23 protein-coding genes and 1 pseudogene are annotated in these 24,212 nt (G+C 70.7%); 15 read left to right on the forward strand and 9 right to left on the reverse strand.

The window, feature by feature from the left end; genetic code table 11:
- Nucleotides 1–84: pseudogene (locus tag ABZU25_RS32740) on the forward strand (phytochelatin synthase); the annotation flags it as partial.
- 160 nt (nt 85–244) lie between these two features.
- On the opposite strand, the gene recQ reads toward ABZU25_RS32740, so the two are convergent.
- Nucleotides 245–2,086: a DNA helicase RecQ gene (recQ, locus tag ABZU25_RS32745; RefSeq protein ID WP_355033225.1), complete on the reverse strand. Its 1,842-nt coding sequence runs from the start codon at nt 2,084–2,086 to the stop codon at nt 245–247.
- Nucleotides 2,087–2,175: 89 nt separating this feature from the next.
- Nucleotides 2,176–2,709 carry a hypothetical protein gene (locus ABZU25_RS32750; protein ID WP_355033226.1) on the reverse strand — a complete coding sequence of 178 codons (534 nt, stop codon included), beginning with the start codon at nt 2,707–2,709 and terminating at the stop codon, nt 2,176–2,178.
- A 157-nt stretch (nt 2,710–2,866) separates the two neighbouring features.
- On the opposite strand from ABZU25_RS32750, the gene ABZU25_RS32755 reads away from it, so the two are divergent.
- The 3 genes from ABZU25_RS32755 to ABZU25_RS32765 all read left to right on the forward strand — a co-directional run bounded on the left by ABZU25_RS32755 (nt 2,867) and on the right by ABZU25_RS32765 (nt 4,914).
- Nucleotides 2,867–3,721 (forward strand): helix-turn-helix transcriptional regulator, encoded by an 855-nt coding sequence (locus ABZU25_RS32755; RefSeq protein WP_355033227.1) that lies wholly within the window; start codon nt 2,867–2,869, stop codon nt 3,719–3,721.
- Nucleotides 3,722–3,744: 23 nt separating this feature from the next.
- Nucleotides 3,745–3,948, forward strand: coding sequence for a DUF397 domain-containing protein (locus ABZU25_RS32760; protein ID WP_355033228.1), 204 nt, complete (start codon nt 3,745–3,747; stop codon nt 3,946–3,948).
- A 66-nt stretch (nt 3,949–4,014) separates the two neighbouring features.
- Entirely contained in the window at nt 4,015–4,914 is a 900-nt protein-coding gene (locus ABZU25_RS32765) for a hypothetical protein (protein WP_355033229.1), read from the forward strand.
- Nucleotides 4,915–5,018: 104 nt separating this feature from the next.
- Here the strand turns inward: ABZU25_RS32765 and ABZU25_RS32770 are convergent, their stop codons facing one another.
- Nucleotides 5,019–5,363, reverse strand: coding sequence for a hypothetical protein (locus ABZU25_RS32770; protein ID WP_355033230.1), 345 nt, complete (start codon nt 5,361–5,363; stop codon nt 5,019–5,021).
- 251 nt (nt 5,364–5,614) lie between these two features.
- On the opposite strand from ABZU25_RS32770, the gene rapZ reads away from it, so the two are divergent.
- From rapZ to ABZU25_RS32810, 8 genes are all read left to right on the forward strand, one after another.
- A complete protein-coding gene (rapZ, locus tag ABZU25_RS32775) occupies nt 5,615–6,517 on the forward strand; it encodes an RNase adapter RapZ (RefSeq protein WP_355033245.1) in 903 nt (300 codons plus the stop codon).
- Entirely contained in the window at nt 6,514–7,581 is a 1,068-nt protein-coding gene (locus ABZU25_RS32780; protein ID WP_355033231.1) for a 2-phospho-L-lactate transferase CofD family protein, read from the forward strand. Before rapZ ends, ABZU25_RS32780 begins: the two co-directional genes overlap by 4 nt.
- Nucleotides 7,582–7,635: 54 nt before the next feature.
- Nucleotides 7,636–8,616 carry a DNA-binding protein WhiA gene (gene whiA / locus ABZU25_RS32785; protein WP_030337350.1) on the forward strand — a complete coding sequence of 327 codons (981 nt, stop codon included), beginning with the start codon at nt 7,636–7,638 and terminating at the stop codon, nt 8,614–8,616.
- Nucleotides 8,617–8,882: 266 nt separating this feature from the next.
- Complete coding sequence (gap, locus tag ABZU25_RS32790; RefSeq protein ID WP_355033232.1) at nt 8,883–9,887, forward strand: type I glyceraldehyde-3-phosphate dehydrogenase; 1,005 nt, start codon at nt 8,883–8,885, stop codon at nt 9,885–9,887.
- Complete coding sequence (locus tag ABZU25_RS32795; RefSeq protein WP_355033233.1) at nt 9,884–11,083, forward strand: phosphoglycerate kinase; 1,200 nt, start codon at nt 9,884–9,886, stop codon at nt 11,081–11,083. Before gap ends, ABZU25_RS32795 begins: the two co-directional genes overlap by 4 nt.
- Complete coding sequence (tpiA, locus tag ABZU25_RS32800; protein WP_355033234.1) at nt 11,084–11,875, forward strand: triose-phosphate isomerase; 792 nt, start codon at nt 11,084–11,086, stop codon at nt 11,873–11,875.
- Nucleotides 11,876–11,970: 95 nt separating this feature from the next.
- Entirely contained in the window at nt 11,971–12,231 is a 261-nt protein-coding gene (gene secG, locus ABZU25_RS32805; RefSeq protein WP_355033235.1) for a preprotein translocase subunit SecG, read from the forward strand.
- 140 nt (nt 12,232–12,371) lie between these two features.
- The gene (locus tag ABZU25_RS32810) at nt 12,372–12,713 is read left to right on the forward strand and encodes an RNA polymerase-binding protein RbpA (protein WP_355033236.1); all 342 of its coding nucleotides are present in this window, start codon (nt 12,372–12,374) and stop codon (nt 12,711–12,713) included.
- 18 nt (nt 12,714–12,731) lie between these two features.
- On the opposite strand, the gene pgl is transcribed toward ABZU25_RS32810, so the two are convergent.
- From pgl to tkt, 6 genes are all read right to left on the reverse strand, one after another.
- Nucleotides 12,732–13,502: a 6-phosphogluconolactonase gene (gene pgl, locus ABZU25_RS32815; protein ID WP_355033237.1), complete on the reverse strand. Its 771-nt coding sequence runs from the start codon at nt 13,500–13,502 to the stop codon at nt 12,732–12,734.
- A 136-nt stretch (nt 13,503–13,638) separates the two neighbouring features.
- The gene (locus tag ABZU25_RS32820) at nt 13,639–14,655 is read right to left on the reverse strand and encodes a glucose-6-phosphate dehydrogenase assembly protein OpcA (RefSeq protein WP_355033238.1); all 1,017 of its coding nucleotides are present in this window, start codon (nt 14,653–14,655) and stop codon (nt 13,639–13,641) included.
- 34 nt (nt 14,656–14,689) lie between these two features.
- Entirely contained in the window at nt 14,690–16,240 is a 1,551-nt protein-coding gene (gene zwf, locus ABZU25_RS32825) for a glucose-6-phosphate dehydrogenase (protein WP_355033246.1), read from the reverse strand.
- 63 nt (nt 16,241–16,303) lie between these two features.
- A complete protein-coding gene (locus ABZU25_RS32830; protein ID WP_355033239.1) occupies nt 16,304–17,953 on the reverse strand; it encodes a glucose-6-phosphate isomerase in 1,650 nt (549 codons plus the stop codon).
- A complete protein-coding gene (gene tal / locus ABZU25_RS32835; RefSeq protein WP_355033240.1) occupies nt 17,950–19,128 on the reverse strand; it encodes a transaldolase in 1,179 nt (392 codons plus the stop codon). Before tal ends, ABZU25_RS32830 begins: the two co-directional genes overlap by 4 nt.
- A gap of 15 nt (nt 19,129–19,143) precedes the next feature.
- The gene (gene tkt, locus ABZU25_RS32840) at nt 19,144–21,282 is read right to left on the reverse strand and encodes a transketolase (protein WP_355033241.1); all 2,139 of its coding nucleotides are present in this window, start codon (nt 21,280–21,282) and stop codon (nt 19,144–19,146) included.
- Nucleotides 21,283–21,549: 267 nt separating this feature from the next.
- Between tkt and ABZU25_RS32845 the strand changes: the two genes are divergently transcribed.
- The 3 genes from ABZU25_RS32845 (at nt 21,550) to ABZU25_RS32855 (ending at nt 24,058) form a co-directional block, all read left to right on the forward strand.
- Nucleotides 21,550–22,503, forward strand: coding sequence for a heme o synthase (locus tag ABZU25_RS32845; RefSeq protein ID WP_355033242.1), 954 nt, complete (start codon nt 21,550–21,552; stop codon nt 22,501–22,503).
- A 285-nt stretch (nt 22,504–22,788) separates the two neighbouring features.
- Complete coding sequence (locus ABZU25_RS32850) at nt 22,789–23,124, forward strand: hypothetical protein (RefSeq protein WP_355033243.1); 336 nt, start codon at nt 22,789–22,791, stop codon at nt 23,122–23,124.
- Nucleotides 23,125–23,137: 13 nt separating this feature from the next.
- On the forward strand, nt 23,138–24,058 hold the full coding sequence (locus tag ABZU25_RS32855; protein WP_355033244.1) for a hypothetical protein: 921 nt from the start codon (nt 23,138–23,140) through the stop codon (nt 24,056–24,058).
- Nucleotides 24,059–24,212: the final 154 nt, after the last annotated feature.

The raw sequence follows: 24,212 nt of genomic DNA on the forward strand, positions 1-24,212 counted from the left end.
GCCGACCCCAACACCGCCTCCTACCAGATCACCATCGAACACCTCGCCGACTGGATCGCCACCCGCGGCTACGCCACCAGCTGACCCCACCACCAGCGCACCACAGCACCCGCACCGCAGCACCGCGCAGCACCACGGCACCACAGCGCGGCAGCACCACCGCAGTACCCGCACCACCGCACCACCCGCAGCACCGAAAGGGCCGGCCCCACCACGGGGACCGGCCCTTTCGGCATTGCCGACGTCAGTCGGTGGCGAGGACGCCGAGGATCTGCTCGCCGTACTTGGCGAGCTTGTTCTCGCCGACCCCGCTGACGCGGGACAGGTCGGCCAGCGTGCCCGGCGCGTCGCTGGCGATCTGTCGCAGCGTCGCGTCGTGGAAGACCACGTATGCCGGGACGCCCTGCTCCTTGGCGGTGGCAGCCCGCCAGCTCCGCAGCCGCTCGAAGAGCGACGCGGCGGCAGGTGTCAGCTCGGCCACCACGGTGGCCGCGCCGCGCGGCTTCGACGAGCGGCTGGAGGGTGGCTTCTCCGGCTCGCGGCGCATCGTGACAGTGCGGCGGCGACCCAGGACGTCGGCGCTCGCCTCGGTCAGGGCGAGCGTGCCGTAGTCGCCCTCCACGGCGAGCAGCCCTTCGGCGAGCAGTTGCCGGACCACGCCCCGCCACTCCGCCTCGCTCAGCTCGGCGCCGATGCCGAAGACGGTCAGCGAGTCGTGACCGTACTGGCTGATCTTGTCGGTCTGCTTGCCGAGCAGGATGTCGATGCACTGCCCGGCGCCGAAGCGCTGGTTGCGTTCGCGGTCGAGACGGAAGACGGCGGAGAGCAACTTCTGGGCGGCGACGGTGCCGTCCCAGGATTCTGGTGGGCTGAGGCAGGTGTCGCAGTTGCCGCAGGCGGAGGGCGTCGTTTCGCCGAAGTATTCGAGCAGTTGGACCCGGCGGCAGCGCACCGTCTCGCAGAGGGCGAGCATCGCGTCCAGGTGCGCGGCGAGGTTGCGGCGGTGGGCGAGGTCGCCGTCGGAGGTCTCGATCATCTTGCGTTGCTGGACCACGTCCTGCAGCCCGTACGCCAGCCAGGCGGTGGAGGGCAGGCCGTCGCGGCCGGCGCGGCCGGTCTCCTGGTAGTAGCCCTCGACGGACTTGGGCAGGTCGAGGTGGGCGACGAACCGGACGTCGGGCTTGTCGATGCCCATGCCGAAGGCGATGGTGGCCACCATGACGAGGCCGTCCTCGCGCAGGAAGCGTCGCTGGTTGGTGGCGCGGGTGGCCGCGTCCAACCCGGCGTGGTACGGCAGGGCGGCGATGCCGTTGGCGACGAGGAACTCGGCGGTCTTGTCGACGGAGGCGCGGGACAGGCAGTAGACGATCCCGGCGTCGCCGGGGTGCTCGTCGCGCAGCAGAGCCAGCAGCTGCTTGCGCGGCTCCCGCTTGGGCACGATCCGGTATTGGATGTTGGGCCGGTCGAAGCTGGCCACGAAGTGCCGCGCGTCGTCGAGCTTGAGTCGGGTGGCGATCTCGGTGCGGGTGGCGCTGGTCGCGGTGGCGGTCAGCGCGATCCGGGGGACCTGCGGCCACCGTTCGTGCAGCATCGACAGCGCCAGGTAGTCGGGGCGGAAGTCGTGGCCCCACTGGGACACGCAGTGCGCCTCGTCGATCGCGAACAGGGAGATGCGGCCCCGGTCCAGCAGGGCGAGGGTGGACCGGACACCGAGTGCCTCCGGGGCGAGGTAGAGCAGGTCCAGCTCGCCGGCGACGAAGGCCGCCTCGACCCGGCGTCGGGCGTCCAGGGTCTGGGTCGAGTTGAGGAAGCCGGCGCGGACGCCGACCGCGGTGAGGGCATCCACCTGGTCCTGCATGAGCGCGATCAGCGGGGACACGACGACCGCGACGCCGTCGCGGACCAGGGCCGGGATCTGGTAACACAACGACTTGCCGCCACCGGTGGGCATCAACACCAGGGCGTCGCCGCCGGTGACCACATGGTCGATCACCTGCTGCTGGGAACCGCGGAAGGCGTCGTAGCCGAACACCCGGCGCAGCACCGCCAGAGCGTCCTCGGTGCGCAGGTCGGTGGGAGAAGCCATTCGCGGAGTCTACGAGCCAACCCCGACAGCGCCCGCCCGTAGGCCGGCCCGGCGCGTCTACCGCGTCAACGCTGCTGCCACGGCGGCGATCACTGGCCTGCCTCACCGTCTCCGTCGCCCCAGCAGAGCCCACCGATGCCGGCCGCGCTGTGGAAGCCGGGGTGTCCTCTGACGTCCATGCAGACCTCTTTGTCGGGACCGATCCGGCCGCAGAAGACCGGCTCGACGTGGTTCCAGGCGTCGGCTCGGGACAGCAGCGCGGCCCCCGCCGGCATCTCGGGCCGCAGGATCGTCAGCCCCTCCGTGTAGACGACGGCCTGGTCGCGGGCCTCCGTCAGGTCGGTCGCCAGGTAGGTCAAATGCAGAGTCCAACGCCGGGGCAGCCGGTACGCGCTGGCCGGCGGCCCATTGCGCCCCGACCGCCGCTCGCGCTCCGTCGTGTAGCGGTTGACCAGGGATTTCGGGTACGACGAGAGCGGGTCTGGGTTTGCCAGCGCGTGCGCGATAGCGGCAGTGACCCGCTCGGACACGTCGACCCCGTCGAGTGCGGCGGTCAGGTCGTCCTGGAAGCCACTGTGCAGTTGTGGCTCCCGATCCCAACGCGACGATCGGTTGTCAGTCACTGATACCCCCGGATGCCGGTTGGGCCTCTACAGCTTGGAATGATGATCCTGTAACAAAACAAGCGATCTTGCAACGTAGCAAGATAGCGTGTTTGTCGACTCGTCAGGCAACCCCTGGCTCCTTGTCTATGTCCATGTCTGTCCGGGAGGTGGTGCTGTGGCATCGACCGCAAGCCCGACGATCCGCGCGCGTCGGCTGCGCCGTGAACTGCGTCGTCTACGTGATCAACAAGGCCTGACGGTTGATGAGGTCGCTCGGGCGGTGGGATGGCATCGAGCGAAGGTCATCCGCATCGAACAGGGGCATAGCGGGATCGCTGCGGACGGCCTGCGGAAGCTCTTGGACCTCTATCAGACGTCGCCTGGGGAACAGGATGCGCTGACCAGCCTCGCTCGTCAGGCGCGACAGAAGGGTTGGTGGAGCGCATACGGCGACGTCCTGCCCGACGACTACGTGGGGTTCGAGGCGGAGGCGGCGTCGATCAGCACGTTCCAGAGCCTCTACGTCCCCGGACTGTTGCAGACCGAGGAGTACGCGCGAGCGATCATCCATGCCGGACGAACAACGGCAGGCAAGGACGAAGTCGACCGAGTCGTCGCGGCCCGTCAGGCGAGAAAAGTCCTGCTTACGCGAGATGCGCCGCCGAAGCTCTGGATCATCCTGGATGAAGCTGCCGTCCGACGAGCTGTCGGTGGAGCCAAGGTCATGAGCGCTCAACTGGGACGCATCATCGAGGCTTGCCAGCTGCCGACCGTAGAGGTGCAGGTCCTGCCATTCGCTGCGGGCGCGCACGCCTCGATGGGTGGTGCGTTCACGATTCTCGACTATGCGGAGCCGGTGCTCGACCCAACCATCGTGTACGTGGACAACGACACCAACACACTTTTGCTGGAGGAGGAGCGCCAGGTCTCACGATATAAACTCGTCTTTGACCACCTACGGGCGAAGGCGCTCGACCCTGATCAGTCTGCCGATTTCCTCGTCAGGATCTCCGTCGAGCTTCGACGCTGAGTCTTGGCCTGAGGAGCACTGTGATGACCGCGACCGACCTGGCGAACGTGACCTGGCGTAGGAGCACTCGTAGTAGCGCGAATGGGTCCGACTGCGTTGAGGTGGGCGAGATGTCGAGCGGGTTCGCAGTCCGAGATTCCAAGGACCCGGATGGGCCGGCACTCCTCTTCGACCGGGACGCCTGGTCGTCGTTCGTGACCGGTCTGCGGCGCGGCCCGGTCGGCTGACGCCCTCGGCACGTCGGTCGTTGCCCTGATGCCGGCGGCATCACCTCCATCCGGTTGGATGGCCTCATGGCGGTGAGCATCGACATCGACGCACTCCGGGACGCGGCCGGACCCATGGTCTGTGCAGCGGCGGACGAGCTTCAGGCAGCCGGTCAACCGGTGGTGCCCACGCCGGTCGGCGGGGGAGTTTCCGTCGTGTTCCGCGCGGCAGGGCAGCCTCCGCGCGAGGTCTGGGTGGGCATCACGGCGGACGGCTTCACCGCCGAGTGCGACTGCGCACTCGATGAGGAACTGTGCGCGCACGCCGTGGCCCTGACCGCCACTGCCCTGGACGGTGGCTTCGCGTGGTCGTCGTCGGCGATCCCACCGTCAGTCGTGGCGATCGAGCCCAGGGTCGCCGAGTTGGTCGAGGTCGCGGGCAGCATCTCCGCTCGACGGTTGGCGTTGTTGGTCGCCGAGTGGGCCGCCACGGATCGCGTGTTGGAAAGTCGCCTGCGCTCGCAGGCCGGCCAACTCGCGTCGCTCTCCGCTGCCGAGCTGGCCGGCATCCGTCGGACGATCGACAATCTGGCCCACGACGCGACAAGCGGCAACCGTTGGGATCTGCACGACGTGGAGAGGGCCGGCCGGGCGATCGTGGAAGAGGTCGAGGTGCTTGCCCAACGACCGCCGACGCAGGAGACGCTGTTGTTGGTCGAGCGGGCCGCTCGTCTGTGGGACGGTCTCTCCGGCTACCTCAACGACGCGTGGGAGACGTACGAGGAGGAGCCGGCCGAGATCGGCGGCGCGCTACGGGCGGTCCACGTGCAGCTCTGCGAGCAGGTGCAGCCGGACCCCGAAGAGTTGGCCGCCCGGCTGGTTGCGATCGTCGAGGCGGCTGAGGTCGACTCCTGTCTCGACGAACCAGAGGACTACCTTGCGGTCCTCGGCCAGCAGGGAGTCAGCGCGCTGCGTCACCGCCGCTGACAGCCGTCAAGGGCTGCCGGCAGCGCCAGGACACCTTCTGCTCGTGCCGTCGCAGCGGCACGCCCGGCACGCCCGAGAGCGGGGATGCCGGGCGGGCGGTGCGCTCAGCCGGGCTGGCTGGAGCGGTTGGCCAGGCCACGCGGCGGGGCCTTCATCCCGACCACGATGTCGACGATCTCGATGTAGCGGGCCTTGCCACCCATCCGGAAGGCGGTGGCCGCCGCGTTGATCTCCTCGAGGGTGTCGCCCTCGACGATGGTGACCTGGTCGTACTTGCCGTTCACCCCGGTCGTCACGACGTGGGTGAGTTGCTTGGCGAAGCGGCCCAGGTCCCGCGCGTGTTCGGCGGAGACCTCGTGGATGCCCTCCCGGCCGAGCGCGAAGTACTCCGGACTGATCCGCATGAACAGGAAGCCGATGTATTTGTTCTTGTCCGCAAGGTCGTGCATCGCACCCTCCCAGATGTCGGTCTGACCTGCGACGATCACGAAGAGCTTGTTGATGACTACTGATCGTTATCAAGAGTGTCGACTGTCGGGAGCGCGACCTGCGGCCGTCGGCCGTCGCCGACCCGCGACGGGTGCCGGCCCCTCGGCCGGCCGGCGGGATAGAGTCGCTGATTGACCAATCGCGGCCGAGGGGGCCGCGGCGCCACAGCTTGGGGGTACGGGTGAGCGAGGCGCGCGCAGCCGGTGACCGGATCGACGATCCGGCTGCCGTGGACGGGCAGTTGGCGACGGAATCGGAGACCACGCTCGTGGTGGTGACCGGCGTCTCCGGGGGTGGCCGCAGCACTGTGGCCCGGGCGTTGGAGAACGTCGGCTACTACGTGGTCGACAACCTGCCGCAGGCACTGATGCTGGACATGGCCGAGCTGGCGTTCAAGGCGGGCGGCGCGGCTCGGCGTACCGCGATGGTGTTGGACGTGCGGTCGCGGGCCTTCTCCACGGACCTGGCCGGGGCGATCCGGGAGCTGAAGGAGCGCGGCTTCTCGCCCCGGGTGGTCTTCGTCGACGCCGACGACGAGGTGTTGATCCGGCGGTTCGAGAGCGTTCGCCGCTCACACCCGTTGCAGGGCGACGGGCGGCTGGCCGACGGCATCGCCGTGGAGCGTGGCCTGCTGGAGGAGGCGCGCGACCAGGCCGACGTGATCATCGACACCAGCCACCTCAACGTCAACCAGCTCCGTCGGCGCATCGAGGAGCTGTTCGGCGGCGAGGACGCCCGCCGGCTGCGGGTCACCGTGCTGTCGTTCGGCTTCAAGTACGGCCTGCCGCCGGACGCCGATTTCGTGCTCGACGCCCGGTTCCTGCCGAACCCGTACTGGGTGCCGGAGCTGCGCGAGCACACCGGGCGGGAGGAGGCGGTCAGCGCGTACGTGCTGGGCCAGGAGGGCGCGGACGCCTTCGTCGCCTCGTACGCCGACCTGGTCAACGCCACCACCGCCGGCTTCGAGCGGGAGGGCAAGCGGTACCTGACGGTCGCCGTGGGCTGCACCGGTGGCAAGCACCGCAGCGTGGCCATCGCCGAGGAGTTGGCCAGCCGCCTGCGCCACTCCGGGCTGGCGGCCAACGCCCAGCACCGCGATCTGGGGCGCGAGTGACGGCCCGCCGGGTGGTGGCGTTCGGCGGTGGGCACGGGCTCTCCGCCTCGTTGCGGGCGCTGCGCCACTGCGCACCCGAGCTCGACCTCGACATCACCGCCGTGGTCACCGTCGGTGACGACGGGGGCTCCAGTGGCCGCCTGCGCGCGGAGCGGGGTGGTCTGCCCCCGGGCGATCTGCGCCAGGCGCTGGTGGCGCTGGCCGGCGACCACCCGGCCACCCGACGCAGCGCCGGGCTGTTCCAACACCGCTTCGCCGCCGCGCCGGTGGGCGTACCCCGAACCGGGGCGACCGGGTCGGGCCCGGCGGCGGCCGACGACCCGGACCGGCGCGGCGATGGCCTGCGGGGCACCGACGGGGCGTCGGGGGGCACCGACGGGCTGGCCGGGCACGCGGTGGGCAACCTGGTGCTCTGCGGTCTCATGGAGTTGCTGGGTGACCCGGTGGCCGCGCTGGAGCACGCCGGCGCGATGCTCGGCGCGGTCGGCCGGGTGCTGCCGATGTCCCGCCAACCGGTCGGCATCGAGGCACGGGTACGCGGCGTCGACCCGACCGCCCCCGACGAGGTGCGGACCGTCCGTGGCCAGCACCAGGTGGCCGTCACCACCGGGCGCGTCGAGTCGCTGCGCCTCACGCCCGCCGCCCCGGCGGCCTGCGCCGAGGCCATCGAGGCGATCATGGCGGCGGACTGGTTGATCTTCGGGCCGGGCAGTTGGTACACGAGCGTGCTCCCGCACCTGCTGGTGCCGCAGTTGGCCGACGCGATCGTGTCCACCTCCGCCCGGCGGTTGGTCACGTTGAACCTCGCCGCGGAGAAGGAGACCCTCGGGCTCTCGGTCGCCGACCACCTCGCGGCCCTGCACTGGTACCTGGCCGAGCTCAAGGTGGATCTCGTGCTCGCCGATGCCAGGGCGGTGGGTGACCCCGAACCGGTCGAACGTGCGGCAGAATCGCTTGGTGCCCGCCTGGTCCTCGCCCCCGTCGCCGTTGTCGACGGGACTCCCCGCCATGATCCGGCTGCCCTGGGCGCCGCGCTGGTGCCTGTCCTGGGCGCCGATCGTTAGACACGTACGTAATCTCCGGCGACACGCCGGAACCGGTCCGTGAGGGGACGCACAATGGCGATGACGGCCGCGGTCAAGGACGAGCTGAGTCGGGTCGACGTGCCCAAGCCCTGCTGTCGGCGGGCGGAGATGGCCGCACTGCTGCGCTTCGCCGGCGGGCTGCACATCGTCTCCGGCCGCGTGGTGGTGGAGGCGGAACTGGACACGGGGGCGGTGGCCCGGCGGTTACGCCGGGAGATCGCCGAGGTCTACGGATATCCCAGCGAGATCCATGTGCTGGCCTCCGGTGGCCTGCGTAAGGGCAGCCACTTCATCGTGCGGGTGGTCAAGGACGGCGAGGCCCTCGCCCGGCAGACCGGCCTGCTCGACGTGCGGGGCCGCCCGGTGCGCGGGCTGCCCCCGCACGTGGTGGCGGCGAACGTCTGCTGCGCGGTCTCCGCGTGGCGGGGCGCGTTCATGGCCCACGGCTCGCTCACCGAGCCCGGCCGCTCCAGCGCTCTGGAGATCACCTGCCCGGGGCCGGAGTCGGCGTTGGCGCTGGTCGGCGCGGCCCGCCGGATCGGCATCACCGCCAAGAACCGCGAGGTGCGCGGAGTGGACCGGGTGGTGGTCAAGGACGGCGACGCGATCGCCGCGCTGCTCACCCGGATCGGCGCGCACTCCAGCGTGCTGGCCTGGGAGGAACGCCGGGTACGCCGGGAGGTGCGGGCCACCGCCAACCGGCTCGCCAACTTCGACGACGCCAACCTGCGCCGCTCGGCGCGCGCCGCGGTTGCCGCCGCCGCCCGGGTCACCCGCGCGCTGGAGATCCTCGCCGACGAGGCGCCCAACCACCTGACCGACGCCGGGCGGCTGCGCCTGGAGCACCGGCAGGCGTCCCTGGAGGAGTTGGGCGCGCTGGCCGACCCGCCGCTGACCAAGGACGCCATCGCCGGGCGGATCCGCCGGCTGCTCGCACTGGCCGACAAGCGCGCCCGGGACCTCGGCATCCCGGATACGGAAGCGGCAGTCACGCCCGACATGCTCGTGGTCTGATAGGACGGTGGGGCCGCACGGTGTGCCCGGGAGCACGACCCGGCGCAGCGTGGTCTCGCACGCTCGGATAGGGTCGCTGCGTACGGCAAGGGGGCCGACACCGGCACTCCTCGCCGTGCCCACCGCCTCGGGCGGTCAGGTCCGCAGACCGCGCGGCGGGGTGGCCGAGATGAACCGTCACCGGCCGGCTCCAACGGTCGGCGCACACCATTCCCGCCGGCCCGTTGTCTGAAGCCGGCGGACCAGAACGCGAGGAGATGGGACCTGTGACCATCCGGGTTGGCATCAACGGCTTTGGCCGAATCGGCCGTAACTTCTTCCGGGCAGTGCTGGCGTCTGACGCCGACATCGAGGTCGTGGCGGTGAACGACCTGACCGACAACGCCACGCTCGCCCACCTGCTCAAGTACGACAGCATCCTCGGTCGCCTGCCCTACGAGGTCAAGGCCACCGCCGACGAGATCACCGTCGGTGGCAAGACCATCAAGGCGTACGCCGAGAAGGACCCGTCGAAGCTGCCGTGGGGCGAGGTCGGCGCCGACGTCGTCATCGAGTCCACCGGCTTCTTCACCGACGCCACCAAGGCCAAGGCGCACGTCGACGGTGGGGCCAAGAAGGTCATCATCTCGGCCCCGGCGAAGAACGAGGACGTCACCGTCGTCATGGGTGTCAACCACGACACCTACGACCCGGCGAAGCACACAATCATCTCCAACGCGTCGTGCACCACCAACTGCCTCGCCCCGATGGCGAAGGTCCTGCACGACACGTTCGGCATCAAGCACGGTCTGATGACGACGATCCACGCGTACACCCAGGACCAGAACCTCCAGGACGCGCCGCACTCGGATCTGCGTCGGGCCCGGGCCGCCGCGCTGAACATCGTGCCGACCTCCACCGGCGCCGCCAAGGCCATCGGTCTGGTCCTGCCGGACCTCAAGGGCAAGCTCGACGGGTACGCCCTGCGGGTGCCGATCCCGACCGGCTCGGTCACCGACCTCACCGTCAACGTGGGTCGGGAGACCACCGTGGACGAGGTCAACGCCGCGCTGAAGGCCGCTGCGGACGGCCCGCTCAAGGGCATCCTGGTCTACAACGAGGACCCGATCGTCTCCACCGACATCGTCACGGACCCGGCGTCGTGCATCTTCGACGCGCCGCTGACCAAGGTCGTCGGCAACCAGGTCAAGGTCGTCGGCTGGTACGACAACGAGTGGGGCTACTCCAACCGCCTGGTCGACCTGGTCAAGCTGGTCGGTTCGTCGCTGTGAGCATCCGGACCCTCGACGACCTGCTCGCCGAGGGGGTGTCGGGTCGGCGCGTGCTGGTGCGCGCCGACCTGAACGTCCCGCTCGACAAGCAGTCCGGTGCCATCACCGACGATGGGCGGATCCGCGCGGTGCTGCCGACCCTCGGCGCGCTGGTCGAGGCCGGCGCGAAGGTGGTCGTCTGCTCGCACCTGGGCCGCCCGAAGGGCGCTCCGGACCCGCAGTTCAGCCTCAGCCCGGTCGCCGGGCGGCTCGGTGAGCTGCTCGGCGCGCCGGTGCGCTTCGCCACCGACACCGTCGGCGAGTCCGCCCGCTCCACTGTCGAAGACCTGGCCGACGGCCAGGTCGCCCTGTTGGAGAACCTGCGGTTCAACGCGGGCGAGACCAGCAAGGACGAGGCCGAGCGGGGCGCCTTCGCCGACCAGCTCGCCGCGTTCGGCGACGCGTACGTGGACGACGCGTTCGGTGCCGTGCACCGCAAGCACGCAAGCGTCTTCGACGTGCCGGCCCGGTTGCCGCACGTCGCGGGCCGGCTGGTGCTGCGTGAGGTCGAGGTGCTCTCCACGCTCACCGCTGACCCCGAGCGGCCGTACGTGGTGGTGCTCGGCGGGTCGAAGGTGTCCGACAAGCTGGCGGTGATCGAGGCGTTGCTGCCCACTGTCGACCGGCTGCTCATCGGTGGCGGGATGTGCTTCACCTTCCTCAAGGCCCAGGGCCTGGAGGTGGGCACCTCGCTGCTGGAGAAGGACATGGTCGAGACCTGCCGCAACCTGCTGGAGCGGTCCAACGGCAAGATCATGCTCCCGGTCGACGTGGTGGTGGCGGACGCGTTCGCCCCGGATGCCGCGCACGACACGGTCCGGGTCGACGGCATCCCGAGCCACCGGCTCGGCCTGGATGTCGGCCCGGAGACGGTGGCCGGCTTCAGCGCCGTGCTGTCCCAGGCCAAGACGATCTTCTGGAACGGCCCGATGGGCGTGTTCGAGATGCCGGCCTTCGCGGCGGGCACCCGGGGGATCGCCGAGGCGATCACCAAGGCCGACGCGTTCAGCGTCGTCGGTGGCGGTGACTCGGCGGCGGCGGTCCGTGCCCTGGGGCTGGACGAGTCGTCCTTCGGGCACATCTCCACGGGCGGCGGCGCCTCCCTGGAATACCTCGAGGGCAAGACCCTCCCCGGCATCGCGGCCCTGGAGAACTGAATGTCGAGCACCACCCGCCGGCCGTTGATGGCCGGCAACTGGAAGATGAACCTCAACCACCTCGAGGCCAACCTGCTGGTGCAGAAGCTGGCGGCGAGCCTCACCGAGAAGCAGCTCACCGAGGTCGAGACGGTGGTGCTGCCGCCCTTCACCGACCTGCGCACGGTGCAAACCGCCGTGGACGGGGACAAACTGCTCATCGGCTACGGCGGGCAGGACCTCTCCGCGCACGATTCCGGCGCATACACCGGGGAGATCTCCGGTGCGATGCTGGCCAAGCTCGGCTGCACCTACGTGGTGGTCGGGCACTCCGAGCGGCGGGCCTACCACAACGAGGACGACGCGCTCGTCAACGCCAAGGTCAAGGCGGCACTCAGGCAGGGGCTGACGCCGATCCTCTGCGTGGGGGAGGGGCTGGACATCCGCGAGCAGGGCACCCACGTGGCGCACTGCGCGGACCAGCTCGTCGGGGGCCTGGCCGGGCTCACCGCCGAGCAGGTGCGGCAGGTCGTGATCGCGTACGAGCCGGTCTGGGCGATCGGCACGGGCAAGACCGCGACGCCGGAGGACGCCCAGGAGGTCTGCGGGGCGGTCCGGCAGCGACTTGTGGAACGCTTCGACCAGGAGACCGCCGACCAGGTCCGGGTGCTCTACGGCGGCTCGGTCAAGGCGTCCAACGTCGCCTCGATCATGGCCCAACCGGACGTGGACGGGGGCCTGGTGGGGGGCGCCAGCCTGGACGCGGAGGAATTCGCTCAGATCTGCCGCTTCCCGGAGCACATCGCCCGCTGATCGCTCGGTATCCTTGACACCGCCCGTCCGCCGGTCGGTGCCGCCGTGCCCGATCAGACCGGGCGAGGATCGCTACGAGAGGACTGACCCCAGCCATGCCGATCTGGTTCGCATACACGTTGATCGTGTTGCTGATCATCACGAGCATTCTGCTCACCATGCTTATCCTGCTGCACCGCGGCAAGGGTGGCGGTCTGTCGAGCATGTTCGGCGGTGGCGTCAGCTCTAGCCTCGCCGGCTCCTCCGTGGCAGAGAAAAACCTGGACCGTTACACCGTTCTGGTGAGCGTCGTCTGGTTCGCCGCCATCGTCGGGCTCGGGCTCTGGCTGCGCCTCCAGATGAACAGCGGCACCTGAGCACGCTCGTCAAGTCGTACAATCTGCGCGCGGTCCGTCACCCGACGGGCCGCGCGCAGGCTTTTCTCCGCTGCACCGCGTCGCCCGCCGTCCACCCCTGAATGATGGCGGGTCCCCTCCGACGACAGGAGCGAGCAGCCGTGCCCAGTGGCAACGTCATCCGCGGCGCCCGAGTCGGTTCCGCGCCCATGCGCCCCGACGAGCGACACCAACCCGCCCCCCGACAGGACGTCACCTACTGGTGCCGCAACGACCACCGGATCGACATCCGGATCGCCGCGGACGCCGAGGCGCCGGCCCGGTGGGACTGCCCCCGGTGCGGCCTACCCGCCGGCCGGGACGCCCAGAACCCTCCCGGCCGGACCCGCGCCGAACCGTACAAGAGCCACCTGGCGTACGTGAAGGAGCGGCGCACCGCCGAGGAGGGGGAGGCCCTGCTGAACGAGGCACTGGCGGCGCTGCGCCGCCGCCGGGGCGAGTAGCCGGGGGAGCGGCCCCGACTAGCGCAGGCTGCGCAGTCGTGCCGGTACGTCCGCTGCCGCCGCCCGGTCCAGCAGCCAGCGGGTGCGGCTGACCCCGTGCACCCCGGCGGCCGGCAACTGCACCGGCCCGGCGCCGGCCAACGCCATGCCCACCGCGCGGGCCTTGTCGGCGCCGCCGGCGATCAGCCAGACCTCGTCGGCGGTGTTGATCGTCGGCAGGGTGAGCGTGGTCCGCACCGACGGCGGCTTGGGGCTGCCCCGCACCGCGCTGCACGACCGGGTGTCGTAGTGCACCGGGTGCTCCGGGAAGACCGAGGCCACGTGCCCGTCCTCGCCGACGCCCAGCATCAGCACGTCGAAGTGCGGCAGCGTGGCGTGGCCGGGCCGGGCGGCGCGCGCCAACTCCTCCGCGTACGCGGCAGCCGCCGCCTCGGGGTCGTTGCCGGCCGGGCCGTCCGAGGCCGGCATCGGGTGCACCCGGGCCGGGTTCAGCGGCACCACGTCCAGCAGGGCGGCTCGGGCCTGGGTCTCGTTGCGGTCCGGATCACCGGAGGGCAGGAACCGTTCGTCGCCCCACCACACGTCGACCCGGGACCAGTCCACGGCGTCGCGGGCGGGCAGTGTCGCCACCGCCCGGTACACGGCCGCGGCGATCCGGCCACCGGTGAGCACCACCGAGGCCTCACCCCGGTCGGCCTGGGCGTCGAGCAGCTTCACCAGCAACCGGGCCGCCACGGCCTGCGCCAGCAGGTCGGCGTCGGCGTGGACGGCGACACTCGCCTCAGTCATGGGTTGCGCCTTCGTTTCCCGACCGCCCGGCGGTCGCTGTCGCGTCGTGCCCGGACCGGAATGCCCGAGATGATGTATGCAGGGCAGGGGCGGGTCCGCACCGGCCCCTGCCCCGACGTCGTGCCCCCCGTGGGGCTCAGCTCTCGCCGCTGGTGCCGGCGTGCGCGGTAACCCCGGCCTCGGCGCGCCGCGCGGTGGCCGGATCTTTCCACACGTGCACCCGCTGGGGGGGACGCTGCTCCAGCCCTCGCAGCCCGACCGTCGCGCCGAGCGCCTCCGCGTACACCTGGTCGGCGTCCAGACGCCGCAGCTCCTCGGCCAACTCGTCACCGAGCGAGCGGCGGACCAGCGGCAGGGCCCGGTCGTCCTGGCCGGTACGCCGGAACACCGCCATGCTGTCCTCGCGGGTCAACGTCAGCTGGTCGCCGTTGGCGCAGCTCAACCGCACCTCCCGCATCCGGGGGAACTCGTCGGTGTCCACCCGGTGCGGGGTGATGCCGAGCCGGCTGGACAGCCAACCGACCATCAGCGACGCCGTCGGGTCGGTGGGCGGCGCGACCACTGTCGCCTCGACAACCCGCTCGCTGGCGGTGTCGAACGCCCCGGCGACCAGGGTCCGCCACGGGGTGATCCGGGTCCACGCCAGGTCCGTGTCACCGGGGGCGTAGTCCCGGGCACGCTGCCGCAACGCCTCCACCGGGTCGGCGGCCTGCGCCGTGTCGGTGATCCTGCGGTCGGCGACCACCCCGAGGAAGTCGGTGGCGATCTCCGCCGGCGGCTCGCCGTGCCACCAGCTGACCACCGGCACGTCCGGAACCAGCAGCGGCATGACCACCGACTCGGCGTGCAGGGCCAACCGGCCGTACATCCGGGTGACCACCGCCTCGCACGGGCCGAGCCGGCCACCGACGACGATCTCCGCGTCCAACCGGTTGCGGTCCCGCTCGATCTCGGAGCGAACCACCACCACCAGCCGGCACGGGTGGGCGGCGGCGGCGATCGTCGCCGCCGCCTCCGCCTCGCGGACCCGCTTCTCGTCCACCACCACGATGAGAGTGAGCGCCATGCCGCTGGCCACGCCGCCGGCGCTGCGCCGCTCGGCGGCGAGCGCCTTGACCACCTCGTTGCCGGTGGTGTCCCACAGCCCGATCACTGGAGCCTCCTGCTCTGCGTCCTGCTGCGCTCGTTCACGCTCGTCGCCATGCTCGGCCCTCGCGGGCGAGCATCTCGTCGGAGGCGCGCGGCCCCCATTCGCCGGCTCGGTACGGCTCCGGCCTGGTGCCCACCCAGGCGTGCTCCAGTGGGTCGATCACCTGCCAGCTCTGCTCGACCTCGGCCGCGTCCGGGAACAGCGTGCGGTCGCCGATCAGCACGTCCAGCACCAGCCGCTCGTACGCCTCGGGGCTGGACTCGGTGAACGCCTCGCCGTACTGGAAGTCCATCGCGATGTCGCGAACCTCCATCGTGGTGCCCGGCACCTTCGAGCCGAACTTGAGCACCACACCCTCGTCCGGCTGCACCCGGATGACCAACTGGTTGTTGCCCAGCGACTCCATGTCGGCGTCGTTGAACGGCAGGTGCGGCGCCTTCTTGAACATGATGGCGACCTCGGTGACCCGCCGGGGCAGCCGCTTGCCGGCCCGGATGTAGAACGGCACCTCCGCCCACCGGCGGTTCTGGATGCCCAGTCGCACCGCCACGTACGTCTCCGTTGTGGAGTCGGGGGGGACGTCGCGCTCGTCCAGGTAGCCGACCGCGCGCTCGCCGCCCACCCAACCGGGCAGGTACTGGCCGCGCACGGTGTCCCGGGCCACGTCCTTGGGCAGGGTGATGGCCTTGAGAACCTTCAGCTTCTCGGCCCGGATCTCGTCGGCGTCGAAGCTTGTCGGTTCCTCCATCGCCACCAGGGCGAGGAGTTGCAGGAGGTGGTTCTGCAGCACGTCGCGGGCGGTGCCGACGGTGTCGTAGAAACCGGCGCGGGTGCCGATGCCGACATCCTCGGCCATGGTGATCTGCACCGAGTCGACGTACTTGGAGTTCCACAGCGGCTCGAACAGGTTGTTGGCGAACCGCAGGGCGAGGATGTTCTGAACGGTTTCCTTGCCCAGGTAGTGGTCGATCCGGAAGACGTCCTCCCGGGTGAACACGTCGTCGACGAGGTCGTTGAGCGCCTTCGCCGAGGGCAGGTCGTTGCCGAACGGCTTCTCCACCACGACCCGACGCCAACCGCCGGACTTGTCGTTGTCGGCCATCCCGGTGCGGGCCAGTTGCTTGAGCACGACGGGGAAGGCGGCCGGGGGGATGGAGAAGTAGAACGCCGCGTTGCCGGTGATGCCGTGGGTCTGGCGCAGGTCGTCGAGCGTCGAGGCAAGCTGGTCAAAGGCGGCGTCGTCGTCGAACGACCCGCCGACGAACTTGATGTTGCCGGCCAGCCGGGCCCACACCTCGTCCCGCCAGGGGGTACGAGCGTGCTTGCGGGCGGCCTCGCAGGCCAGGGTCTCGAAGTCGCCGTCGCCCCAGTCGCGCCGCGCGAAGCCGAGCACCACGAAACCGGGCGGCAGCAGCCCCCGGTTGGCCAGGTCGTAGACCGCGGGGAGCAGTTTCTTGCGGGCCAGGTCGCCGGTCACCCCGAAGATCACCAGAGCGCACGGCTCCGGGATCCGGGGCAACCGGCGGTCCTGCGGGTCGCGTAGCGGGTTCGTCGAGCCACCTTCGGTTCGCGACTCCGGGGCTCGCAACCCCGGCTCACTCCTCGCGCTCACGGTGCCCCCTCGCTTCCGCTTCAGTCACGTCGTCCATCCTCACGCCGGCAGATCACCGGCGGCGTCGAGCAGTTGGGCGACACCGGCGGCACGGTCGGTCAGATGCAGCCGCAGCACCGGGCGCTCCCGCCCGGCGAGCGCCTGCCGGTCCCCGGCGGCCTGCGCCGCCTGCAACTGACCGAAGGTGTACGGCTTGCCCGGCACCGCGAGGTCCTCGGCGACCGCGCCGGTCACCTGGAGGTAGCTGCCCACCTGGGGGCCGCCCTTGTGGTACTGGCCCGTGGAGTGCAGGAACCGCGGCCCCCAGCCGAAGGTGACCGGACGCCCGCCCGCCTGCGCCAGCAGCGGCCGCAGCTTGGCCGTGTCGGCGTCGGCGAACCGGTCGAGGTACGCCATCACGGCGAGGTAGCCGTCGTCGCCCAGCCCGTCGAGCAGCCAGCGCAGCACCCCGGCCAGGTCCCCGGGAGCGCCCTGCGGGGCGTACACCTCGATCGCGCCCTCGGTGAACGACGGCGACTCCGCCGGCGGGCCCGAGGCCAGGATCTTGTTGGTGTTCTCCTTGGACTCGGTGACGTTCGGCTGGTTGAACGGGTCGATGCCGAGCACCACGCCGGCCACCGCTGTCGCGTACTCCCAGGCCAGGAACTGCGCGCCCAGCGGGCCGTTGACGGCCACGTCCGGGGTGGCGCCGCCACCCGGCACGTCACCGGGGGCGAGCGAGCCGCCGTAGCTGACGGTCAGCACGTCCGCGCCGGTCGCGCCGGGGCTCTGCGGGGACTCCACGACCACCGGGAGGATGCCCACCCCGGCCTTGCCTGTCGACTCGGCGATCAGCTGCTCGGCCCAGTCGCCGAGACCGTCGATGCCGGTGCCGTCGGAGACCAGGGCGACCTTGTCCCGGGCGAGCGTGGCCGCGGCGCCCAGGGCGGCACCCAGCGCCAGCGCCGGATTGTCCCGGTCCTTGCCGAGCGTCGCGGCCAGCGCGTCGGCCTGGTCGAGCAGTTCCGCGACCTCGACCCCGGCCAGCGCCGAGGGCACCAGGCCGAACGCGGTGAGCGCCGAGTACCGGCCGCCGACGTTCGGGTCGGCGAGCACCGTGAACGCGCCCATCTCGGTCGCGGTGGTCTCCAGCGGCGAACCCGGGTCGGTGACGATGACGAAGTGCCGGCCGGCCTCCGCCTCGGTCATCCCGGCGTCCAGGAACGCCTGCCAGTAGACGCGTCGGTGGCTGTCGGTCTCCACCGTCGACCCGGACTTGCTGGCCACCACCACCACTGTGCGTTCCAGCCGGTCACCGAGCGCCGCCCGGACCTGGCCCGGGTCGGTGGTGTCCAGCACTGTCAGCGGGCGACCCAGGGTCCGGGTGATCACCTCGGGGGCCAGCGACGAACCACCCATGCCGGCGAGCACAACGTGGTCCAGGTCGGCCAGCTCCGCGGTCAGCTCGGCGAGTTGCACCAGCAACTCCCGGCTGCGCTGGTGGGTGTCGACCCAGCCGAGCCGGATCTTCGCCTCGGCTTCGGCGTCCGGACCCCACAGGCTCGCGTCCTTGCCCGCCAGCTTGCCCGGGACGCCGGCCTTGACCAGCGCGTCCCGGGTGGAGGCCGGCGCGGACTTGTCGACGGCGTCCGCGCCGTACACGGCGAGCCCGGCGGCGGCCTCCACCGGCCCGGCGAGTAGATCGCTCATGCGTTACCACCAGCCTGCTCGGCGGCCTTCGCGTTGCCCTTGGCGGCCTTGTTCGGGGCACCCTTGCCCTTGGCCGCCGCCTCCAGCGACTTACGGACGCCGTCGAGCAGCTCCTGCCAGCTGGTCTCGAACTTCTCCACGCCCTCGCGCTCCAGGGTGGCGATCACGTCGTCCATGTCCACCCCGACCGACTCCAGGTCCGCGAAGACCTTCCGGGCCGCGTCGTAGGCGCCGGTGATGGTGTCGTCGCGGGTCTCGCCATGGTCGGCGTACGCGTGGATGACCGCCTCCGGCATGGTGTTGACCGTACCGGGGGCGATCAGCTCCTCGACGTAGATGACGTCGCGGTAGTCCGGGTTCTTCGTCGAGGTGGACGCCCACAGCGGCCGCTGCGGGTGGGCGCCCGCGTCGGCGAGCGCCTGCCAACGGTCGGAGGAGAACACCTTGCCGTAACGCTCGTACGCCAGTTGGGCGTTGGCGATGGCAGCCTTGCCCTTCAGGGCCTTGGCCTGCTCGGAGCCGACCTTCTCCAATCGCTTGTCGACCTCGGAGTCGACCCGGGAGACGAAGAACGACGCGACCGAGCCGATCTTCGACAGGTCGTGGCCGTTGGCCTTGGCCTGCTCCAGGCCAGCGAGGAACGCCTCCATCACCGCCGAGTAGCGGTCCAGGCCGAAGATCAGCGTGACGTTGACGCTGATCCCCTCGGCCAGCGTGTCGGTGATCGCCGACAGGCCCTCCTCGGTGGCCGGGATCTTGATGTAGAGGTTGGGCCGGTCGACAAGCCACCACAGCGCCTTGGCCTCGGCGACGGTCTTGTCCGCGTCGTGCGCGCTCCGCGGGTCCACCTCGATCGAGACCCTGCCGTCGACACCGTCACTGCCGTCGTACGACGGGCGCATCACGTCGCAGGCCCACCGCACGTCGTACGTGGTGAGCATCCGCACGGCCTCTTCCACGTCCACGCCACGGGCGGCGAGGTCGCGCAGCTGCCAGTTGTACTCGTCGGCGTCGCTCAGCGCCTTCGCGAAGATCGTCGGGTTGGTGGTGACACCGGCCACGTGCTTCTCACGGCGGAGCTGGTCCAGCCCGCCGGAGCTCAGTCGCACCCGGGAAAGATCGTCGAGCCAGACCGCCACTCCTGCGGCGGTCAGCTCATTCAACTTGTCGGTCATGCCGTCCACGCTCCCTCAGTTGCCGGTCGTGAAACCGGTGATGTCGCCCACCCGGGCCAGTGAGGCGTGTGCCGCCGCCACGATCCGGTCGCCGGTGAACCCGAACTGCTCGAAGAGCACGGTGTGCGGGGCGCTCGCTCCGTAGTGCTCCAGGCTCACGCTCTCGCCGAGGTCACCGACGATTCCGCGCCAGGACATCGCGATGCCCGCCTCCACGCTCACCCGTGCCTTTACCCCGCGGGGGAGCACCGACTCCCGGTACGCCTCATCCTGCTCGTAGAACCACTCCTGGCAGGGCATCGAGACGACCCGGGTCGGGGTGCCGTCGGCCTCCAGCCGCTCCCGGGCGGTCAGGCAGAGCTGCACCTCGGAGCCGGTGCCGACGATGATCACCTGCGGCTTGCCGTTGGACGCCTCGGCCAGGACGTAACCGCCCTTGGTCACCCCTTCCGCGCTGCCCAGGACGTCGCGGTCCATGGTCGGCAGCGGTTGGCGGCTCAGCGCCAGCGCGGTGGGCCGGTCGGTGTGCTCCAGCGCCTGCCGCCAGGCCCAGGCCGTCTCGTTGGCGTCCGCCGGGCGGACCACGTCCAGGCCCGGGATGGCGCGCAGCGCGGTCAGCTGCTCCACCGGCTGGTGGGTCGGGCCGTCCTCGCCGAGGCCGATCGAGTCGTGCGTCCACACGTAGGTGACCGGCAGCCGCATCAACGCGGCCAGCCGCACCGACGGACGCATGTAGTCGCTGAACACCAGGAACGTGCCGCCGTACGGGCGGGTGCCGCCGTGCAGGGCGATGCCGTTGAGGATCGCGCCCATGGCGTGCTCACGGATGCCGAAGTGCAGCGTGCGACCGTACTCGTGACCGGGGAAGTCCTTGGTGGCGTGCGTGGCCGGGATGAACGACGGCTCGCCCTTCATCGTGGTGTTGTTGCTCTCCGCCAGGTCGGCCGAACCACCCCACAGCTCCGGCAGCACCGGCGCGAGCGCCTCCAGCACCTTGCCGGACGCGGCCCGGGTGGCCACGCCCTTGGCGTCGGCGGGGAAGACCGGCAGCGCGTCGGTCCAGCCGTCCGGCAGCACCCGGCCGGCCAACCGCTCGTAGAGCGCGGTGCGCTCCGGGTTGGCCTTCTTCCAGGCGTCGAACGAGGTGGTCCACTCCTGCTCGGCCGCGTCGCCGCGGCCCATCACCGTGCGGGCGTGGCTGAGCACCTCCTCGTCGACCTGGAAGGTCTGCTCCGGGTCGAAGCCGAGGATCCGCTTGGTGGCCTTCACCTCGTCGGCGCCGAGCGCCGAACCGTGGATCTTGCCGGTGTTCTGCTTGTTGGGCGCGGGCCAGCCGATGATGGTGCGCAACGCGATGAAGGAGGGACGGCCGGTCTCCGCCTTGGCGGCCAGCAGCGCCCGGTGCAGGGCCTCGGCGTCCTCGTGGTAGTCGCCCTGGTCGGCGTCGCCGAGACGCCAGTCGACGGTCTGCACGTGCCAGCCGTACGCCTCGTAGCGGGCGGCCACGTCCTCGCTCTTGGCGATCCGGGTGTCGTCCTCGATGGAGATCTCGTTGTCGTCGTAGATCACCGTGAGGTTGCCCAGCTGCTGGTGCCCGGCGAGGGCGCTGGCCTCGTGGCTGATGCCCTCCTCGATGTCGCCGTCGGAGACGATGCACCAGATGTCGTGGTCGAAGACCGACGCGCCCGGCTCGGCCTCGGGGTCGAACAGGCCGCGCTCGCGGCGGGCCGCCATGGCCATGCCGACCGCGTTGCCGAGGCCCTGCCCGAGCGGGCCGGTGGTGGTCTCCACGCCCGGGGTGTGCCCGTGCTCGGGGTGACCCGGCGTCTGGGAGCCCCACTGCCGCAGGTGCTTGAGGTCCTCCAGGCTCAACGGGTAACCGGACAGGAAGAGCTGGATGTAGAGCGTCAGGCTGGAGTGCCCGGCGGAGAGGACGAACCGGTCCCGGCCGGGCCAGTTCGGGTCGGCGGGGTTGTGTCGCATGACGCGGTTGAAGAGGAGGTACGCCGCGGGCGCGAGGCTCATCGCGGTGCCTGGGTGGCCGTTGCCGGACTTCTCTACGGCGTCCATGGCCAGCACGCGGACGGTATCGACGGCCCGGCGATCGAGGTCGGACCAGTTCAGTGCGGAGTGCTCGGGTCGTTTGGCAGCCACGATGGTTGTGCTCCTCGGCAGATGGGCGGAACCCTCACCGATGACCTTATCGAGCGTCCCTAAACACGCGCCCGGGGATCTCCGCATGGTGTGCGCGACGTGACGTTCCGGATTGGTCAATTCAACCCGGTGGTGTGACGGCCCGCACCGTTGTCGGGTCGGCCGGGCAGCCAAAACGACAACGCGTAGTGTGTGGGTCGGTATGCGGGCCCGAGCGGTCCCGACCAATCCGATCTCCCCGTGCCCGATGCCGGAAGGTGGCAATCCGTGAGCATGATCACCGAGCGCCCCGCCAGCAACCCGGCCGGACAGCAGCCGGCACGGGCGGCCGAGGGTCCGGTGGCACGGCGGGACGTACGCGCGGTCCTCGCGGCGTACGTGGCGCTCACCAAGCCGCGGATCGTGGAACTCCTGCTGGTCACCACCATCCCGGCGATGATGCTCGCCGACGGCGGGCTCCCGTCGCTGTGGCTGATGGCCGTCGTGCTGATCGGTGGCTCGCTCGCCGCGGGCGCGGCCAGCGTGCTCAACTGCTACATCGACCGGGACATCGACCAGTTGATGCGGCGTACCAAGCGTCGGCCGCTGCCGGCGCACACCGTGTCGCCCCGTAACGCGCTGGTCTTCGGTCTGGTGCTGGCGGCGGTGTCGATCGTCCTGATGGCGGCGTTCACCAACCTGCTCGCCGCCGGGCTGACGCTTGCCGCGATCGTCTACTACGACGTCATCTACACGCTGTGGCTCAAGCGATCCACTCCGACCAACACCTTCTGGGGTGGCGCCTGCGGGGCGGCCCCGGTGCTGATCGGGTGGGCGGCGGTGACCGGCTCGCTGGCGCCGGCCGCCTGGGGGCTCTTCGCGGTGGTCTTCTTCTGGCAGATGCCGCACTTCTACCCGCTCGCCATGAAGTACAAGGACGACTACGCCCGCGCCGGGATCCCGATGCTGCCGGTGGTGGCCTCGGTCCGCCGGGTGAACGCCGAGATCCTGATCTTCGCGTGGCTCACCGTGCTCACCTCCCTGGCCGTCTGGCCGCTGGGGCTCAGCGCGATCTACGGGGTGCCGACCCTGGTGGTGGGTGCCATCTTCGTGGTCGAGGCGCACCGACTCTGCCGGCGCGCGACGCGTGGCGAGGCGGTCAAGCCGATGCGACTGTTCCACTGGTCCACGACGTACCTGACGATCGTGTTCGCCGCTGTCGCGCTCGACGCGCTGATCTGACCCGCCCCGCCCCGCGGCGGTGTCACTGGTCGGCAAGCTCCTGACTAATGATGGACATGGATGAGTTGTCCGGGTTTAACGTCACATCAGAGTAACTTTCAGCATGAGCCGGATCGGCTCAACTGCGCGGACTGAGCGCCGATTTGCCCGCTCTCTTTGTGGGCAAAAGTCGGGATATAGCCGGGCAGGTGGCCGGCGGTCTTCCATAAACCTGTAGGTAATTGGCATCACAAAAGGTTCATGGTTCTCGCCCCAGAGGGTGCAGGTCTGCTTAGGCTTCGCGTTATGGCAGATGGTTCCGATACGACGCTGACGGCCGAGCAGACCGCCGACGAGCAGGCCCCCCAGGGCCTGGTCGCGGGCCTTCAGGCGTTCGCCGCCGGCCACGGCGGCGCGAAGGCGGTCATCGAGTACGTCGGCAAGCGTGGCGCGCGAATCGTCCTGGTGGGTTCCGACGGCGAGTGGGGCGACCAGTTCGCCGACGACACCGTCACCGCGCGGGAGGCGTGCGCCAAGGCGGGAGTCACCGTCGAGAACGCCTGGGAGCGTGAACTCATGGACCAGATGCGCCCGAGCAACGACCTCTGGCGGTCGATGGCCCGCCGCACCATGGCCCGATGAACAGCCAGCTCAATTGACCACCCACCACCAGTCGACCCGGGGGGAACCCCGGGTCGCTCTCGTCACCTGTGCCGACCTCGGCGATCTCGACCCGGACGACCGGCTGGTCCTCGCTCCGCTCCAGGCCCGTGGCATCGCCGTCGCGACAGTGGTGTGGGACGACCCCGACGTCGACTGGTCCTCCTTCGACCTGGTCGTGCTCCGCTCTCCCTGGGACTACGCGCTGCGCCGCGACGAGTTCGTCGCCTGGGCGGCAACCGTCCCGGCGCTGGTCAACCCGGCCGACGTGGTCCGCTGGAACACCGACAAGCGCTACCTCGCCGAGCTGAGCGCCGCCGGGGTGCCGACAGTGCCGACGTCGTGGGTCGAGCCGGGGGAGCGCTGGCAGCCACCCGCCGAGACCGGCGAGTACGTACTCAAGCCCGCGGTCAGCGCCGGCAGTCAGGACACCGGCCGGTACGACCTGGCCGACCCGCACCACCGGGACCTGGCCGTCGCACACGTCCGCCGGCTCTCCGACGCCGGCCGGGTGACCATGGTCCAGCCGTACCTGCGTGCCGTCGACACCGAGGGTGAGACAGCGCTGCTCTTCCTGGCCGGCCCGGACGGGCTCACCTTCAGCCACGCGATCCGCAAGGGCCCGATGCTGACCGGTCCGGACCTCGGCCCGGACGGGCTCTACAAGGCCGAGGAGATCACCGCCCGTACCGCCCGACCCGCACAGCTGGCGGTGGCCGAGAAGACCCTCGCCACAGTGCCCGGCGGCACGCGGCAGCTGCTCTACGCCCGGGTCGACCTGATCCCCGGCCCCGACGGTGGGCCGGTCCTGGTCGAGCTGGAGCTGACCGAGCCGTCGCTGTTCATCGGGTACGCCGACGGGGCTCCCGACCGTCTCGCCACCGCGATCGCCACCCACCTGGCCCTGCGCGCCTGACGGTCCCTGCGCGCGGCACGTGCCACCGCCAGGATCCGCGCGACACGCAGGCCAGGGCGCGATGGCCACGCCCGTGCGGCTGCGGACTGCCCCGGGCGGTTGCGCGCTGCCCCGGGCGGTTGCGCGCTGCCCCGGGCGGTTGCGCGCTGCCCCG

Origin of the sequence: Micromonospora sp. NPDC005215 (genome assembly GCF_040607915.1) — a bacterium.
GTDB lineage: Bacteria > Actinomycetota > Actinomycetes > Mycobacteriales > Micromonosporaceae > Micromonospora.